We start from the raw sequence: 16,955 nt of genomic DNA, 5'->3' as shown, positions 1-16,955 counted from the left end.
CGGCAAAGTCAACTGCCCCTAAGCAACGAAGGCCTGAAGCGCCGCGCTCTGGGCAAACGCAAGCCCGGCCGCAAAGGGCGGCAGCAAGCGCGCCTGCTGTGAGCCCTGATGTGCCACGGGCAGAAAGGGCCAAAACCCAAATACACACTAGTTGGCAAAGGCACCTCTCAACAGACAAAACCCTTAGCCTGCAATTGCCAGAGCCTTGGGAACCTATGGCGACATTAAATCCGAACGCCGATATTCAGGCAGGCTGGCGCGAAATGGATGCCTATATGATCGCTATCAAGCAGCCTCGGCAAGGTTTTGAAAGCAGCTTCTCTTTAGCGGCTTACGCAGAGGCAACCTGCCAGGCTGCGCTTGGGTGGGTATCGCAATCGGTCATTAAAAAACGGCCTGAAAAACAATTGGGTAGTGGTGCTTATGTGGCAGAGATCGCCGGTGTTATTGGTGAGGCTGCGGTTACCTACCGTATTGCAACCCATTGTGGGGCTGATTGCTTTGTGGCGCTTTATTGCTGGACGGCCAGCGCGCGCTTTCTTGAGATTTGCCCCTGTTTTGATGCCATTGGACGCTCGTTAAGGTTTCATGAGGCAACATTAGAAAATTCTGATCAAGCGGTAGCGCAAGAAGCCTTTGCCTGATTAGTAGTCAGGTAGATTATAAAATAGTCTGAAAAAACCTCACCCGGCAAGCCCCCGGGTGAGGTTAGAGCCTGAGAGCTAACTAAGCTCGTAGGTAAAGTTCTCTTCTTCGTCTACGCCTACATAGATTTTTTCGATGGCTTCACCCTCTGCCATTTTGGCAAGGCACTCAGATGCCAATGCCGGCAGCAGCGTACGATTTAAGATGTTTTCTATATTGCGTGCGCCCGTATCAGATTCCTGGCACCTTGCCACAATATGTAACAATACGTCTTCGTCATAACCAAATTCTGCGCCATAGTGAGCCGCCACCCGCTTGCTGATTTTAGCCATGTTGATGGCGGCGATTTTCATCAGGTTTTCATCGTCTAAGGGATAGAAGGCGATGACATTCGAGCGGCCCATGAAAGCAGGCTTAAAGTGCTGCAAAAGGTAGGGGCGAATGTTATCCAGCAATACATCGGGTTCCGGCTTTTCGTCAACCTGGGAGAAGATAGCGCGAATAGCATCTTCTCCTGCGTTGGATGTCATGATGATCACGGTATTTTTGAAGTCGATGTCTCGCCCTTCACCATCTTTTATGGTGCCCTTATCAAACAGGTTGTAAAAGATGTCTTGCACGCCTGGGTGCGCCTTTTCCATTTCATCAAGCAAAATAACCGAGTAGGGCTTACGGCGTGCAGCTTCGGTTAATACGCCACCTTCGCCGAAGCCTACATAGCCGGGTGGTGAGCCTAGCAGCATCGATACCTTGTGCTCTTCCTTGAACTCAGACATGTTAATGGTGGTGATATTTTGCTCGCCACCAAAGAGTTGATCAGCCAGTGCCAGTGCTGTTTCGGTTTTACCCACGCCACTTGTGCCACAGAAAAGAAATACGCCTACGGGTTTGCGTGGGTCTGTCAGGCCTGCTCGCGAGGTGCGAATGGCTTGGGCCACGGCCTCAAGCGCGTGGGGTTGTCCAATCACCCGCTCACCCAAGCGCTCGGCCAATGTTTGTACATTGCGAATTTCATCGCCCACCATCTTGCCAACGGGTATGCCTGTCCAGTTGGCAATAACCTCTGCAATGGCTTGCTCGTCTACAGCGGCCTGAATCATGGGGTGCTCGCCTTGAATGCCTTTCAGTTGCTCACTCAGCGCCACAAGATTTTGTTGAAGGGACTTAATGTCGTCTGCAGAAAGCTTTTTGGCTTCATCTTGTTGCAGGTAGTTTTCATCAATACGGGTGAGTACCGTGCGAATTTCGTTCACCAATGCCTGCTCTTCATTGAGCTGCTGCTCAAGGCGGGCAAGTCGCTCTTGGGCCTCTGATTTGCGTAATTCCCATTGGGCGATGTCTTCCGCCTGACTGTTGCTGGCTGCATGTTCTCTGTTAAGCCTTGCCAGTGTGCTGTTTGCGCGCTCCAGTTGGCGCTTGGCATCTTCTATAGCGCCGGGCATGGCCGATTGGCTCAAGGCCACCCTGGCACAGGCAGTATCTAGCAGGCTAACGGATTTGTCTGGCAGCTGGCGACCTGGAATATAGCGATTGGAAAGCGTTACCGAGGCGACTATGGCCTCATCGAGAATGCGTACGCCGTGGTGCTGTTGCAGTGTATCGGATACCCCACGCATCATGTCGATGGCCTTATCCTCAGAGGGTTCCTCAACCTTTACCACTTGAAAGCGGCGGGTTAATGCAGGGTCGCGCTCAAAGTATTTTTTGTATTCGGCCCAGGTTGTGGCTGCGATGGTGCGCAGCTCGCCACGGGCCAGGGCAGGCTTTAGCAGGTTGGCTGCATCGCCTTGGCCTTCTTTGCCGCCTGCACCGATCATTGTGTGGGCTTCATCAATGAACAAAATGATGGGTGAAAGGCTGGCGCGCACTTCTTCAATGACGGATTTCAGGCGATTTTCGAATTCGCCCTTCACGCTGGCGCCGGCTTGCAGCAAGCCTAAATCCAGTGTGCGAACGGCAACATTTTTAAGCGGGTCTGGTACATCGCCACTGGCAATGCGAAGGGCAAAGCCCTCTACCACAGCGGTTTTGCCGACACCTGCCTCGCCCGTAAGGATGGGGTTGTTCTGGCGGCGGCGGGTGAGTATGTCTATGCACTGGCGTATTTCTTCATCGCGCCCCAGCACCGGATCTATTTTCCCTTCCTGGGCGCGGGCGGTCAGGTTAATGGTGTACTTATCCAGCGAGGGCGTTTTGGAGGTGCTAACAGCACCAGGTTCTGCTTGCTGCATGGGTGAATCAGTCGGCGGTAGTTCAGTGCCTGCGCCAATCAAGGCGCGGGCGGCTTCCTTCAATGATTCAGGCGCGATTTCGCGCAGCAATTTACTGCTGCTGGTGAGCTGGCTGCGCAGTTGCTCATCAAGCAATGCCGCACTCAGCAAGTGGCCAGAGGTAAGCTGCTGGTGCCCAAATTCTACAGAGGCCAGCATCCATGCATATTTGGCGGCATCCACCAGTGAGGTAGCCAGCGCTGCCGGACGGCTGTTGCCGGATTTAAACTTGGCAATGGCATCGGCCAATTGGCGAGCAAACTCGGCTGCATTGATATCGAATTTTTCAAGCAGAGTTTGTACATCGGAATTACGCTGGTCGAGGCATTTTAGCAGCCAGTGCTCAAGCTCAACATTATATTGGTTGTGGGCCATACAGAGCCCGGCAGCACCTTCCAGCGCATCGCGCAGTGGCGGCGCCATTTTGTCTACCAGCGATTTCAAGTTAATGTTAATCATGTTGCTATCCCTTTTATATATACAGTGGTATGCCTTCGTCTGGCGCTTGCATGTCGTGTGATAAATTTATGTTCATAGGTTCAATACCCAACACGCTGTCTGTGTGCAGATGGCTGTTCCAGCCGAGTGAAGGTTGGTAGTCGGGTTCGTCCACAAGCCGGGTAGGGGGCACCTGGTTGTGGGATGTGGAGATGGCTATGTCAAATTCCATTTCAACTCCCACGCTCATGCGTATCAGCGATTGCAAGGCCTCAAGCTTTTTAGTGCCCGGCGCGAGCTCCATGAAGCGTTTGTAGGGCAGCGGGGCCACTACTACGCTGAACTTGCTTTGTGCGTGATAGCACTCGGTGCCAATAATGGAGTTCACACCCAGCTGGTTGTTGACACCCAGCGGGTTTTCATCGCCGGGTAATTGGCAGGCAACTTCCTCATCCAGTGGTGCCCACTGGCCCTTGAATTGTTCAATCTCGATATCTAAGCCAAACATGGTATAGATCAGGCTCTTTAGTTGATCTGCCGTGCGCTGGCTGCGGCTAAGAGAGCCTGCAAAGCCTGCGGCCAACTCATCGTCAAAGGGCAATCGGTATTGAAGCTCGGAGGTGCCGAGGCCCGCAAGGCTAAGCAATGCCTGGGTTATCTTGTCTCGCTGGCTGGTGTTATGCAGCTTTTGGCGTTCGTAGTTCAGGGGTAGCTGGTATTTATGCCAGGCCTGATAAAACAGCGAAATTGTTCGATGATTGAACAGGTCTAGGAAGTCGCTCAATCCTTCATTTTTATTTTTAAGCTCTTGTAATATGAGCTCTATGTACCTTACCGGCAACACCCCCTGTGCGCCCCCAAGCCCCATGAAGCTCACGTCCATCAGCCAGCGAATCTGGGCTTCCTGATCTGGGCTTTCAAGCCCATTGACCTCAGTGCTAAGTGCAAGAATGTCTGAGCCTGCAAAAGCGAGCTTGTTACTTGCGTTAAAGCGAATAAATTCCTTATTGGGCTGCGCTTGAACGGCGATAGGCGTTTTTGCGTATTGGTTAGAGTCGTCCTGGCAGGCAGCGATTTCCAGCAGCCTTACCGCCTGGAAAAACTCGAAATCTTCAGGCTGATTGCGCAGCTTGTCTATTAGAGCAAGGTCTTTTCGCCGGCGCGTGGTGGCCATTTCTTGAACTCCCTGTCTTGCCCTGAAAAGCTGACTTTCAGCCGTGTGAATGAATTAATCGAGCAGTAGAGCCCAAAGAAGTGCTCAAGCAAGGTTGCAAAAACCAGGCTGCTCACCCCGCGCAGCATGAGCGGATCAAGCTCCAGATGCAGGGCGGTGCCGCGGCACAGCGATACCATGTCTTCAACTTGTATGGGGGCTGTCATTGGCTGGGTTTTTAAACGGGTGATCGACTCAATAATCTTGCGTGTAGAGGCTGAGTTTTTGAAATCGTATAGCCTTAAAATTTCCTTCAAAGCCTCTGGCGACCCACCATTGTTGGTGAGCGAAAGGTGATTGAGGTTTAAGTGGGAAATGAGTCGCCAGTAGGCGCCTTCTTTTTGCGGCGGACGAATAGTAGCGCTCGGGCTTACCAAACAACTTATGCGGTTAATGGGTGCGCTACCATCAACCAATGCCATCAATGGCTTGCCACCGCCAACGGGGAGTTTCTTCGGTAGGTTTCGATTGCTGCATGTTAGCGCAACTTCCAGTACTTGGTTTTGGCTGGCGTAGGGCGAAAAATTAAGATTTACCAGCGAGATATCTACTTCGCTTGCCTCTTCATTGAGGTGCTCGCCTTCAACGATGGGCCTTCTGCGGGTAAACCAGTAGGCGCTGCTGTTTTCACCAGAGGCATGGTTAATGCCGTAAAAGGGTTTGAAAGCAACGGAGGCGCCGCTGCCGTCTGTGGCTTTAACGCCGTCTACTGAATATACCTCGAGCAATTCCATTCTTCGGGCGTCCGGAATAATGTGATAGGCATATTCCGTGTGATCCAAGGGTATAGGGTCTGCACTGTGGCTAAATAAATTTATGGCAGGCGTGCAACCTAGCGCAAACATGTCTGAATTTACCTGGTGTTCCAGTTCAGTGTCTGATTCGCTAAGGTAAACGTAGATGTTCAGCTCGCCGCCGTAGTGCGTCATTCTGTCGGTGGGTAAATCGCCCAGCTCTAGAAACTGGAACTTTTCCGGGAATGCAAAGTATTCTGTAAGCAACCGGTAGCCGTTAAATCCTTGTTTGGTATTTTTTAAAAGCGCATCTTCGGCATCAAACCCTATGGGGCGAAGCGCGCCAGGTTGCAAGAACAATGGCTTGGCGTCAACTTCCGAGGCGGCCAGAACGATTCTAATGGATTTTGTTAACAGCAGGTCGTACAGCGGATGCACATGCTGAGGCAAGCCTTTTAAGAAAAAACGAAAGTCGGGCTTTGCAAGCTCGTTAAAGGTGATTTCTGAATCCAGTGTATTCAGCGTGATTTTTAAAACGGCACCGGCACCTGCCACATCATTGGAGCCGGGGGCGATAAAGGGCCTTGGCATCAAGGATGCGCTACTGACCTTAATCGGATCCAGCTCTACTTTGTAGGCGGTTGTAAATTTACAGCTCTCGCCTTGATAAGACTCAGTTTCCAGCAGTGTACCAGGCCTGATGGTGTGTGCTTTGTCGAGTTCCGGCGCAGGCTCCATTTGAACAATGCAACATGAGGGAAAGGGCCTTAGGTAGTGCGGATACAGGGTATCCAGCATGGCGTCGGTCAGTTCCGGGAAGTCGTCATTAAGTTTTTTCTGTACGCGCGCATTGAGGTAGGCAAAGCCTGAGAGCAGCTTGCCTACCAGTGGATCTTCTACCGTGTCGCCCGTTAATTGCAACCGCGATGCGGTTGCCGGGTGCTTTTTCGCAAACTCGCTAGCACTTTGGTTGATGAAGGCCAGTTCCCGTTCGTATTGTAAGAGTAAATCGTCGCTCATTACTGTATCTCTGATACGTCTACAGACTGGGTTATTAGGTCGAGTGCTGAGTCGAATATAATCAGCTCTGGCGCAGGATTAGTGTGTAACACGGCCTCTACGCGGAATGTAATGCAGGGATTTTCTGCGTCTAACTTTTGATCTGACGTAACCTTAACGGATTTTATTCGTGGCTCGTACTTCAAAATTGTTGATTCAATATCGCTGCAAAACCGTTTGCGATGTTCCACCGACGACAAATTGATAGTGGCGAGATCTGCAAGCCCGAAATTGAGGAGCGAAGATGACAGCTCTTTACAGCCTGCCGGGGGCGAAATACACCGGTAGCGAGTGTTGAATAATATTTCCAGGTCGCGTCGAACACTTTCCCTGAGTTGCCGAAGAACCTGGTGAGGCTGCGAGCCGTTGGTACGTGCACCTGAATCCAGCAACCGATCGAGTACCGGCGCTAGCAATTTTTTATCGTGAAGATTCATGATTTAGCCCGCTCCGCCAATGCCGTTCGGGTTAAGCGCTGTGGTTAAGCGCAGTTCAGACACCAGGTGGTCTACGGTGTAGTGGGTCTTTAAATGAATCACACTTTGGTACACGCCGGGTTTGCCTGGCTCCTCGGTTACTTCTACGCGCGCTTCACGCAAGGGGTAGCGAGCCAGCATTTCCCAGGAGAGGTCATCTCGGCCGGTAGTGTACCTGTCCAGCCAGCGTTGAATTAACCGCTCGCACTCTTTATCGCGAATGTAGGAACCAACTTTGTCGCGAATCATTACCTTGATGTACTGTGCAAAGCGCGAGGCACACAACACCTGCTGCAACATGGCAGAAATCCGGGCGTTGGCGCTGGCCGACTTCGAATTAAACACCCGGGCATCCTGCAGTGAAGGAGTGCTGTTAAAGCAGGCATAGGGCGTATCTATGCTGTGGCATAGGCTAATAAACCCAAGATCGCTTAGCTCGCGTTCCTGGAAATCACTGATTAATACCTGCGTAGACATACGCACCCGGCCGGGTTTGCTGTCTGTGTTGTAGGCAAGTGCTGGGAATCGCGTAACCAGCCCGCCACCCAGGTAGTCTCTGGGTACACCCCGAATATGAGAAAACCATCCCACTTCAGCGAATTCTCTGATGAGTACTGTGCCGAATGCAAAGCATGCATTGCCCCACAGGTAGCGTTCGCTGTTCTTGTGGCTGATGTCTTCTTTAAATTTTATACCGTTAAAGGCGGTATGGCGGGTTGTGTAGGGTGCGCGCATGAGCACCCTTGGCAAAGTAATGCCCACAAACCGGCTGTCTTCCAATTTGCGCAGCGAGCGCCAGCGCAAATATTCCTTTTGATTGAATACCGAGTGTAAGTCTAACGGCAAGCCTAAGGTGTCGAAGTTATCCAGGCCGAATAGCTCGGGCGCTGCACCGCAGATAAAAGGCGCGAAAGCCGCAGCCGCAACGCGGCTGACGCCTTGCAAGGTATGTATGTCGTCGTGCGGCCGCGCACTGGTGGGCCTGTGGCTTACTTCGTAGTCGCCAAGCAGTACGCCGAAAGGCTCGCCACCGGGGGTTCCAAATTCAAGGTTATAAACCAGGTGGAATAAGGCTGTTTGGTCTACATCTGGCGCGCGGTCTATGTCGCGCACCAAGTCTTTCCAGGATAAATCCAGCACCTTGATTTTAACGTTGTCGGAAAGGCTTGCTGTATCTACCAGCTCCCACAAGCCCAGCCAGCTGGCTTCCAGTGCTTGAAATTTCTTGTTATGAATAATGAGGTTGACCTGCGTGTTTATCCTTTCATCGATTTCTGCGATCAATCGGGAAAGCAGGCTTTTCAGCTTAAAGCCGTTGGGGTTTATCAGCTGAATTTCATTCAGCCAAAGGCTAAATGCGGCTTGTTCATCGGGTTCATTAATGAAGCGGGCCAAGGCATAGCTTTTACTGCTATTAGCCGACACACGGGCGTTATCGCGCTGTTGTGAAGCTGTAAGAGTATCGGCCAGCACGGAGGGTTCCTCAGGGTGTAGCGGGGATAGGGCGCCACAGAAGGTGGCGCCCTGAACATCAGTTTGGCGTTGGAATGTTCGCAACCATCCGCATGGAGGTTGTGAGTTCTTCCATTTGCAGCCATGGCTTCAAGTAGGCAATTGCGCTGTAAGATCCCGGTTGGCCCGGGATTTCTTTAACTTCTACGCGCGCTTCTGAAAGCGGATATTTGGCTTTCATTTCAGCACTCGCCTCCGGGTTGGAGTTGGTGTATTGCGCAATCCACTTGTTCAACCAACGCTCGCAATCGCTTGCCTCCATAAAGGAGCCCACTTTATCGCGCGCCATAACTTTGAGGTAATGGGCAATACGCGAAGTGGCCATCAGATAGGGCAGGCGGGCTGAAATGGATGCGTTGGCAGTTGCGTCCGGATCGTCGTAGACCTTTGGCTTCTGGGCAGTTTGGGCACCAAAAAACACGGAGTAATCAGTATTTTTGTAGTGACATAAAGGCAAGAAGCCCTGTGCAGAAAGCTCGGCTTCACGGCGGTCGGTAATACCGATCTCCGTTGGGCATTTCAGGTCGGTGTCGCCATCATCGCTTTTAAACAGGTGAGTGGGCAGGCCTTCCACCTTGCCACCGCCCTCAGCGCCGCGAATGGCAGTACACCAGGAGTTTTCAGCAAACGCTTTGGTAAGGGTGGCACCCATCACGTAGGCGGCGTTCATCCAGCAGTACTGATCGTGACTGGCAGCCTTAGACATACCCGAGGCATCTTGCTCGAACTCTTCGAAATTGAAAGATTCAACTGGCTTGGTGGATTCACCATAAGGCAGGCGAGAAAGTACACGTGGCATAACCAGAGTCACAAAGCGGGAATCTTCGCTGTCGCGGAAGCTGCGCCACTTGATGTACTCTGCAGATTCAAAAATGCTGCCTAAATCGCGCGGTTTGGAAAGTTCGGTAAAGCTGTCGAAGCCCATCATCTCTGAGCCTGCAGCTGAGATAAAGGGGCAGAATCCGGCCGCGGCCACGTTAGACATCTTGGTGAGCAGCTCTATATCTTCCGGGTGATTGCTGAATTCAAAATCACCAATCATGGCGCCGTAGGGTTCACCGCCGGCGGTGCCGAATTCTTCTTCGTACATTTTTTTGAAGATTTGGCTCTGGTCAAATTCAACGGCTTTATCCAGATCCCGGAACAGCTCTTTCTTTGAAAGGTTCAACACCCGAATTTTAAGGGTTTTACCTGTCTCGCTGTTCATTACCAGGTGATTTAGGCCGCGCCAGGAGCCTTCCAGCTTCTGGAACTTTTCCTGTTGCATAATGGCGCTTAACTGCCTTGACATGGCCTCGTCAATGGCGCGCACGGCAGAGTTGATAGTTTGCGTGAGGTTTCTGTCCCAGGAGACAGTGCCCTTTAACACCTGCTCGGTCAGGTTGCTGAGCAAGTCCTGCGCTTCTTCACGATTGGTTTGTTTGGTGTAGCCGATTGCCTGTTCAAGCAAGCTTGCTGACTGGGCTTCTGCTTCTGCGCCTTGACTTTCTACTGCGACATCAGTGCTCATTGATTACTCTCCTTGCTTCTCTTCACCAACGCCCAACTCTTTGGAGATGTCGGCGATGTTGTCGGCGTTTTTAAGAATGTCTTCCAGTACGTTTTCCAGCTCTTCAGAACGATCGGCTTTGCTAAGCAGATCGCGCAACTTGTTGCGTGCTTCCAATAGCTGTTTCAGCGGTTCTACCTGGTCCACAATGGCTTCCGGGCTGAATGAATCCATGTTTTTGAAGTCTAGATTCAGGCCCATTTGCGAGCCGTCACCGGCCAGGGTGTTCTCAACCTGCAGCTCAAGCTTGGGGTTTACTTTGGCCATGGCTTCATTGAAATTGTCGCGATCTATCTGTACAAATTTACGCTCTTTCAGGGCTTTACGGCTGGCAGCGTTATCGCCTGAGTAATCGCCCATCACGCCTACAACAAAAGGTAATTCTTTTTTAACCTCAGCGCCGTTTGTTTCCACATCATAAGTGATGTGAACACGGGGCTTGCGGACGCGCTTTAGCTTGTTGTGGATGCTTTCTGACATAGTGTGGATCTCCTATCCGCTTCTTGTGTAAGCGTGGGTAAAGTTACCAGCTCACGGCTTGGGTTTCAGATTCTTGGGTGGGTTGTGGTTGGCTAGCCGCCGGTGAAGAACTTGCGGCACTGGCTTTGGCAGCAGGTGGCGCGACGTAGGTGCTGTCGTCTGTGCCATCTAATTTGACGCCAGTTAATTGAGAAAAAATATTTCTGGCAGAATCTTCCGGCAGCAGCTCCATCATCAAGTCGGCCACTGTCATGCGGCCCCAGCTTACAAGCCTTTCAAGGCTTGGCCCAATGGGCGTGTGGGGTTCATATTGCCTGAAATAGGCAGCCACTTGTTCCAGCCGTTTAAGTGCGTCTTCACGGTCTGTAATGGGCCCGGTAGCGCCTCGCACGCCTGAAGTTAATGGCTCGCCGGTAGTGCTTTCTTCAAAGCCTGGCTCTGCAGCGGGTGCTGCTACAGCTTGTTGCGCAGCGCTGGCTTCCAGTTTGTCTTTATAGATAAAGCGCGCGGTTCTGAGCAGCTCCTCAAGCAGGTTTGAAATATTGCTGCTGGGTGGTGCATCTTGCTCGCAGGCTTTGCGCAAAAAGGCATTGGCAGATTTAAAGTAGTCTAGGCATTCTTCCAGGGTGTCGACAATGGCAACGCTCTGCTCGATTGAGGTTGCCAGTACCGTGTCTGTGATGGACTTTAGCGAATAGCCCATGGCGTCTATACGTTCTGCGCGGTTATCCTCATCAGTAATTCGATCGGCGTCGCGGGCTTGCTGGTACTGCCAAAATGAAAACTCGCCACCGCAGTCTTCAAGCGTGAGTGGCATATTGCGTAGCGGCGCAAGCAGGGTGCCATCGCCGCCGTCGCCATTAAGGCCGGTTAATGGTGCAACTTTTGTCTCGATGCCATCTTCATCAGGTTCCGGGTAGAGCCCGTCCCAATGATCTTCAATTAACGTTCTAATGAGCGCCAGGCCATCGCGCAGGCCTGCCAAGCCGTTTAAACGGATCAGTGCTTCACAATACCAGCAGGCTACTTCCAGATCTTTGCTGACATCTTGCAATATTGAAGGGGCCAGTTGCGCAACCTGGCGCCATGGTTCCAATAGGTCAACATCTTCATCAAACATAGACGCACGTTCAGCTGCACGGGCCGCGTTGCGAGCATCTTTGATGGCATAGTAGGTGGAGGTGGGTGAGCGATCTGCACGCAGATCTTTGCCCTGAGGTGCATCTGCTGCAATGGGCTGTTTTAGGTTTTCTAAATCTACGACATGAGGTAATGACATGAAACCTGTCCTTTGAATCTAACGATCTTCCCTGGCTGCATCAGTGCAATGCTGAACTTTAGAAGGGCTCAAGATTACACACCTTATGAATTGTTTAGAAGTTTTTAGCGAATCCAAAGGGCATTTTGCGACTAATGCACGCGCTACTTGGTACATGCGTTCTTGTGAGCGGCCGCGCAGCTGGGTGGCGTTTAAATAATCTAAAATTCCGCACCGCATTTACGTCCAGTGCCATTGGTTGCTGATCATTGGCCAGAAGTATTCCGCTGGCGGTAAACCCTGTAGGGTAAAGCAGTTGCTGGGTAGCGCCTCTGATGCATCCGTGTACCACAAGCTGCTGCTGGTATGGATTGCTCGGGCGTGTGCATAACTCATTTGTGTGAGTGCAGAGGCCAGGCTTTCAGTGTCACCCTGATAAAAAGTCGTGGCAGTAGCTTCCCAGTAAAGCGCTGTGCAAGCATGGTGCGTATGGGGTTGTTCTATGTTGGCTACAGCATCGGCCAGCTGTTCTATGTTGTGCCCGTGTTGCATGGCATCAATCACACGCGCTGCTGCCTCTTCAAAAAACGCCTTGTGGCGTTCCAGCTCGGCAAAGGGTTGTTGTTCGGCGCCGAGCTTCTTGACTACTGTAAATGGAAAATAACGGCCTACCGAATCCACACTGGGGAGCACTATGCCAATCCAGGGGGAGGCGTCTATCACCCCATGGCCAAGCGCAAAGTGCCAAACAGGAGCTGTGAGGTAGTAGTCAATCCACTGTTCACCCGCGATATCCTGGCTGTTGGCCATGGCACGCTGTAACCAGTCATCCCAAACTGATAAAAAACTGCGTGCCAGGTTTCGCTCCACAAAATCGCCGTGTGCAGGCAATTTACCGAACAGGCCTATGTTCAAGTCTTGCTCCTCACAGGTATTGCGGGCAGTTGTAGTTGCGAAGTACGCGGTTGTCGAAGGGGTTTTTCCCCGAATCTGCTATCAGCTTGAATTCAGCCTGGCGTCCGTTTTCTTCGAAGGTAATGGTTTTTATGTTGCGATTGTTGGTTGTATCTATGCGCGAGGCATCAAGTAGCCTGAACCAGGCCCAATCGCCCTCGTAGTGCTTGCGGTGCACTGTTTCATTCAGGTCTTCAAATATCACCCTTACACGCATAGCCTTGCCGCCTTCCCACACCATGGGCTTCAGTGTGCGAGGCCCATGGGAATAGTTAACACGTTCTTCACCCACCTCAAGGGAAAACAGGCGCACCCCCGAATCCAGTTTAGTGGGTTCGATTTTGAAGCTCATATTGGCGTTGGCCGAGCCCGCATAGTAGGTGTTGCGAATGTGGTCAGCCTGTCGAAACTGTCTGAGGCTTTCATTTGATAAGCCAATGCTCAGCCCGTCGATATATTTAAGTTTCCATTGGCGGGTATCCACAAAGGGTGATAAATATGCTTGCACAAATTTCTGCTGGGTGCCGCCTGGCTTGAAAAATTGATTGAATTCACTCATGGGTGCTTCGAATGATTCGTTTGCAGACAAGGGGTAGCGGTTTTTAAGGTTGTTTTGGTAGCCCGCATAAACCTGTTCTTGCCAGGCGCGATTAATGTGGCTTTTGGCCTTGCCCAGCACCAGAGCCCAGGCATTGTCGGCGATATCGGTTAGCCATTGGTTTAATGGTGCCGGCGCATCCAGCGCCTTGATACGCAATTGTTTGATCTTGCCGCCGCCGCCTGCGGCAAAAACGCCTTTGGCCATATCGAAGGCCACGGCATTGGGGTTGGCCGCGCTATCTATCTCGATAAGTAGCTCTTTAATGGTTTCAATGGCTGCCAAATAGTCTTGTATGGCCGCTGGCTGATTGTTCATGCTGAGCGACAGCTTATGGATATCTTTAAATTGCTCATCCACGTAGGTTGATGGTAGCCGGTTGCCCAATGCATCCAGCCCGCGGTTGGCAAAGCGCAGGCCCCGCCCAGCCTTGCCTGGCACCATGGAGGCGGGCACGTCAACACCCTTGGGTAACTCCGGTACTGGTGCAAGGCTTGTGTTTTCCGCGGTGAGTTCAATCATCCGCAGTAGGGGCGATGTGATTGGGTCAGACAGTTCGTCGAGCTGGGCAATTGCTCGCGCCGTATCCTGGTGTTTTGCAATATTGATACTGCGTAACGCATCTCGCCATGTGTCTACATAGTTGGCCATGTAAAGCCGCTTCACATTTTCTGCGATGTCTTTTTTGTCTTTATCTGAGAGTTGAAAGCTGTTGCTGCTACCATAGAGCCACTGGTCTTGCTCTACCTCCTGGAGCATGGGCGAAGTCTCGGAAAAATCCAGTTCTTCATAGCCTGCTTTTGTGAACAGCATAGGCACCAGTAAGCGGGTGTCTTGCGGGTTCATGCCCAGGTCTTGTGGGTTGGCTATGCCGATAGCGTCTACAAGGTTTGCCTGCTGGCTGCCAAGCGGGCTGTTCGCCATCTTTTTATACAGCCGTTGGGCTATGGGCACGCGATTCAGTTCGCGCTGGCTGCGCGCCACCAAGCGTTCATTTTTGTTAATGGCAGTGAAATCCCCCACCATTAAGGCCGCTGCCAAGTGCTTGTCGAGCTGTTGTTGTATGTCAGCCTTACCCGTAAGGCTCTGTTGCCAAAGTTCAGCCATATGTTTGCTGATCTCCTCTGGCCTGCGGTTTTCAGTGCTAAATAGCATGGCATAGGCACGAAGTGTTTTTAGCAACGCATCGGCATCGCCTTGTTGCTGCTTTAGCTGTTGCTCCAGTTGATGAGCTGTATAAGGAAGAAATATGCGGGCTAATTCATGCCGGTAGAGGGCATCTGCTGCTTCATCTACTGAGGCATCATAGAGGCCCAGGTTGTAGAGCCACGGGTGTTCTTGTTGGTCGTAGACGCTTTGCGCTTTGCTAAGCGCTTCAAAGGCTTGTGCGACTGTTTGATTACTGGTTGATGAGGGTGAGGAAGTTTCGGGCATTAATGCTTTGTAGCTGGCAATATGTTCGTTTACCTGATTCATATAGCGGGCGTTTTGCGCAAGGCTGCCAAACCATAGCACCAGGGTGGCGGCGGTTGCCGTTGCGGCAGTTGCTAAAGCAATGCGGCGGCCCCAAACAAGGCTCGCTTCCAGCTTCTTGTTGGTACCCACAAGCTCCGATTCGGGAAATACAATGTCTTTTAATAGACGGTGCAGGAAAAAGCTTTTGCCTGAGTTGGTTTGTTGTTTGCCCATGTCGCGCTCGAGCCCAAAGTTGGCGCTTACCGAAGCCATCATTCGGTCAATGGGGCTGCCCTCTTGTGTAGCACTTGTGAAGTATACCCCCCGCAGCAGAGGGTCGGCGTCGTAACGGTTGGGGTTAAAAGTTTGTTTTATGAAATCAGTGAGCACATTAGATAGCGATTCCATTCGGGCGGGAAAGCCGTGTAGAGCGCTTCGCTTTTCAATGTTGCGTTCTTGGTGTGTGCGCCATAACAAGCGTTGGTTTAGCCGTGCAATAAGTTGCTCAAATTCAGATTCAAAGCTTTGAATGTTTGCATTCAGTCCGCCTTCCTGCGGATTGTGGGGGAAGCTCACACCCCATACCTGCTCCCGCTCTGCTTGTGACAGATTGGAGAAAAACTCGGAAAACCCCGCCACCAGATCGCACTTGGTAAAGGTTAGGTAGATGGGAAATTGAAGCCCGAACTCCCGGTGGAGCTCGCTGATACGTGTGCGGATGGTTTTTGCCTGGTGTGCCCGTTGATCTGCGGTTTGAACCATTAAATCCTGCAAGCTAATGGCAATCAGGGCGCCGTTGATAGGGCGCCTGCGGCGGTATTTTTTGAGCAGCTCAATAAATGCCTGCCAGCTTGAGCTGTCTATGGTGCGGTGGCTGTCTTGCGTGGTGTAACGGCCGGCGGTATCAATGAGAACGGCGTCATTGGTAAACCACCAATCACAATTGCGTGTTCCGCCAATGCCGCCCAGTGGCTGGTAGTTGTCTTGCTTTGCCAGTGGAAATTCAAGGCCCGAGTTAATCAGCGCGGTTGTTTTTCCAGCACCCGGTGGCCCAATGATGATATACCAGGGCAGTTGATAGAGTGAGCGCGAGCGCCCGCCTTTTTTAAACCGTGCCTTCTTTAACACCGCCAGCGCATCTTTAAAGCGCTCGGCAATGGCGGTCAATTCTTCATTGCTGCGTTCTTCATCCGGTGATATTGCATCTTCTTCGGTTTGTTGAAGTGATTCAATGAGCGCGGCGTTTTGCTTTCGCTCAATCAGCCAGGCAATAAAGTGCCAAAGTATGGCAATGAACCAGGAGGCGGAAATTAGCACCAGGCGGGTTGTTGTGCTCAGTGTGAGATTATCTTCGCCAAATTTGATGTAGTCGGCGCCATACCAAATCACCACAGACAAGGCGCATAAGCCCAGTACAAGCAGGGTGATTTTATGTGTGAAAAAATTGGCCAGACGATTCATGCCTATCTCCGTGGTGCGCGGTCTTGGCGCAATAACATGCGATGTTTACTTACTTAGGTGCTTTGGTGAGCAGTAATATGCTCTGGGCGACAGGTTCGGTGGTGTTTTGAAGCCACCAGCGCATACCGCCGTAACTGCTTACCAGTACCGCCAGAAAACAGGTTACGACCACCCAGGTTGGGAAGAAATCCAGGCGGCTTTTTGGCTTGATTGCATCACTTTGCCAATGGGGCGAGAGATCCTGCTCCGGGGTGGGGCGGTGATTCTCGATGGTGTTGTATAGATTTTCCCGCACCGATTCCAACTGCTCATGGCCTCTGGGAGCCAATCGGTACTTGCCCTCAAACCCCAAGCTTAAACACAGGTAATAAAGCTCCAGTAAGTCAAGATTTTTACCTGGGCTTTCCAGAAGTTTTTGTAATAGCAGGAAGCATTTCTCGCCACCAAAGGTTTCGTGGTGGAACAGGCTCAGCAGCGAATGCTGGCTCCAGCCCGACGATGCGCCCCAAGGCGTGTTGAGCACTATTTCGTCAACAACGGTGCACAGCAAGTAGCGCGCAGCAATAACTGCATCATCTGGCACGCCGTAACTTTTGGCTCGCTGCTCGAAATGCTTAATCTCTTCGGTAAGGCGCTTATGGAGGTCCGGCACGTTGGCGTGTTGGGCGGTGTTGCGCAATTTAATGGCAACAGTCAGGAGCGTTGTTGCGCAGTTAACTATCGGGTTAAGCCCGTGCTTGATTGATATTTTATCATCCGGTGCGGGCGCATAGCTTTTGGGTGCGCCTGATTGTGGTGCGGGCCTGCGTCCACCGGGGGTGGGTACCATTATCGTTCGGTCATTCATGATTTT

At 51.7% G+C, this 16,955-nt stretch carries 12 protein-coding genes; 1 reads left to right on the top strand and 11 read right to left on the bottom strand.

Translation table 11 applies throughout. From position 1 onward, the window contains the following. Positions 1 to 215 precede the first annotated feature (215 nt). Positions 216 to 644 (top strand): hypothetical protein, encoded by a 429-nt coding sequence (locus L1F30_RS10675; RefSeq protein ID WP_253356069.1) that lies wholly within the window; start codon positions 216 to 218, stop codon positions 642 to 644. 78 nt (positions 645 to 722) lie between these two features. On the opposite strand, the gene tssH is transcribed toward L1F30_RS10675, so the two are convergent. From tssH to icmH, 11 genes are all read right to left on the bottom strand, one after another. Beyond that, complete coding sequence (gene tssH, locus L1F30_RS10670) at positions 723 to 3,374, bottom strand: type VI secretion system ATPase TssH (RefSeq protein ID WP_253356068.1); 2,652 nt, start codon at positions 3,372 to 3,374, stop codon at positions 723 to 725. A 13-nt stretch (positions 3,375 to 3,387) separates the two neighbouring features. Further along, complete coding sequence (tssG, locus tag L1F30_RS10665) at positions 3,388 to 4,527, bottom strand: type VI secretion system baseplate subunit TssG (protein ID WP_253356067.1); 1,140 nt, start codon at positions 4,525 to 4,527, stop codon at positions 3,388 to 3,390. After that, positions 4,491 to 6,320, bottom strand: a complete 1,830-nt coding sequence (gene tssF / locus L1F30_RS10660) for a type VI secretion system baseplate subunit TssF (RefSeq protein WP_253356066.1) — start codon at positions 6,318 to 6,320, stop codon at positions 4,491 to 4,493. Before tssF ends, tssG begins: the two co-directional genes overlap by 37 nt. Then, positions 6,320 to 6,796 carry a type VI secretion system baseplate subunit TssE gene (tssE, locus tag L1F30_RS10655; RefSeq protein WP_253356065.1) on the bottom strand — a complete coding sequence of 159 codons (477 nt, stop codon included), beginning with the start codon at positions 6,794 to 6,796 and terminating at the stop codon, positions 6,320 to 6,322. Before tssE ends, tssF begins: the two co-directional genes overlap by 1 nt. A 3-nt stretch (positions 6,797 to 6,799) precedes the next feature. After that, positions 6,800 to 8,308 carry a type VI secretion system contractile sheath large subunit gene (tssC, locus tag L1F30_RS10650; protein WP_253356064.1) on the bottom strand — a complete coding sequence of 503 codons (1,509 nt, stop codon included), beginning with the start codon at positions 8,306 to 8,308 and terminating at the stop codon, positions 6,800 to 6,802. A gap of 58 nt (positions 8,309 to 8,366) precedes the next feature. Further along, positions 8,367 to 9,857: a type VI secretion system contractile sheath large subunit gene (gene tssC / locus L1F30_RS10645; protein WP_253356063.1), complete on the bottom strand. Its 1,491-nt coding sequence runs from the start codon at positions 9,855 to 9,857 to the stop codon at positions 8,367 to 8,369. A 3-nt stretch (positions 9,858 to 9,860) separates the two neighbouring features. Continuing rightward, entirely contained in the window at positions 9,861 to 10,376 is a 516-nt protein-coding gene (gene tssB / locus L1F30_RS10640; protein WP_253356062.1) for a type VI secretion system contractile sheath small subunit, read from the bottom strand. Between the two features lie 43 nt (positions 10,377 to 10,419). Beyond that, the gene (gene tssA / locus L1F30_RS10635; protein WP_253356061.1) at positions 10,420 to 11,655 is read right to left on the bottom strand and encodes a type VI secretion system protein TssA; all 1,236 of its coding nucleotides are present in this window, start codon (positions 11,653 to 11,655) and stop codon (positions 10,420 to 10,422) included. Positions 11,656 to 11,874: 219 nt separating this feature from the next. Beyond that, positions 11,875 to 12,549: a type VI secretion system-associated protein TagF gene (gene tagF, locus L1F30_RS10630; RefSeq protein ID WP_253356060.1), complete on the bottom strand. Its 675-nt coding sequence runs from the start codon at positions 12,547 to 12,549 to the stop codon at positions 11,875 to 11,877. Positions 12,550 to 12,559: 10 nt separating this feature from the next. Beyond that, positions 12,560 to 16,102, bottom strand: coding sequence for a type VI secretion system membrane subunit TssM (gene tssM, locus L1F30_RS10625; protein WP_253356059.1), 3,543 nt, complete (start codon positions 16,100 to 16,102; stop codon positions 12,560 to 12,562). A gap of 49 nt (positions 16,103 to 16,151) precedes the next feature. Beyond that, on the bottom strand, positions 16,152 to 16,949 hold the full coding sequence (gene icmH / locus L1F30_RS10620; RefSeq protein WP_253356058.1) for a type IVB secretion system protein IcmH/DotU: 798 nt from the start codon (positions 16,947 to 16,949) through the stop codon (positions 16,152 to 16,154). Positions 16,950 to 16,955: the final 6 nt, after the last annotated feature.

Source organism: Simiduia sp. 21SJ11W-1 (genome assembly GCF_024138675.1).
Lineage (GTDB): Bacteria > Pseudomonadota > Gammaproteobacteria > Pseudomonadales > Cellvibrionaceae > Simiduia.
This window is presented reverse-complemented; position numbering and strand designations above follow the sequence as displayed.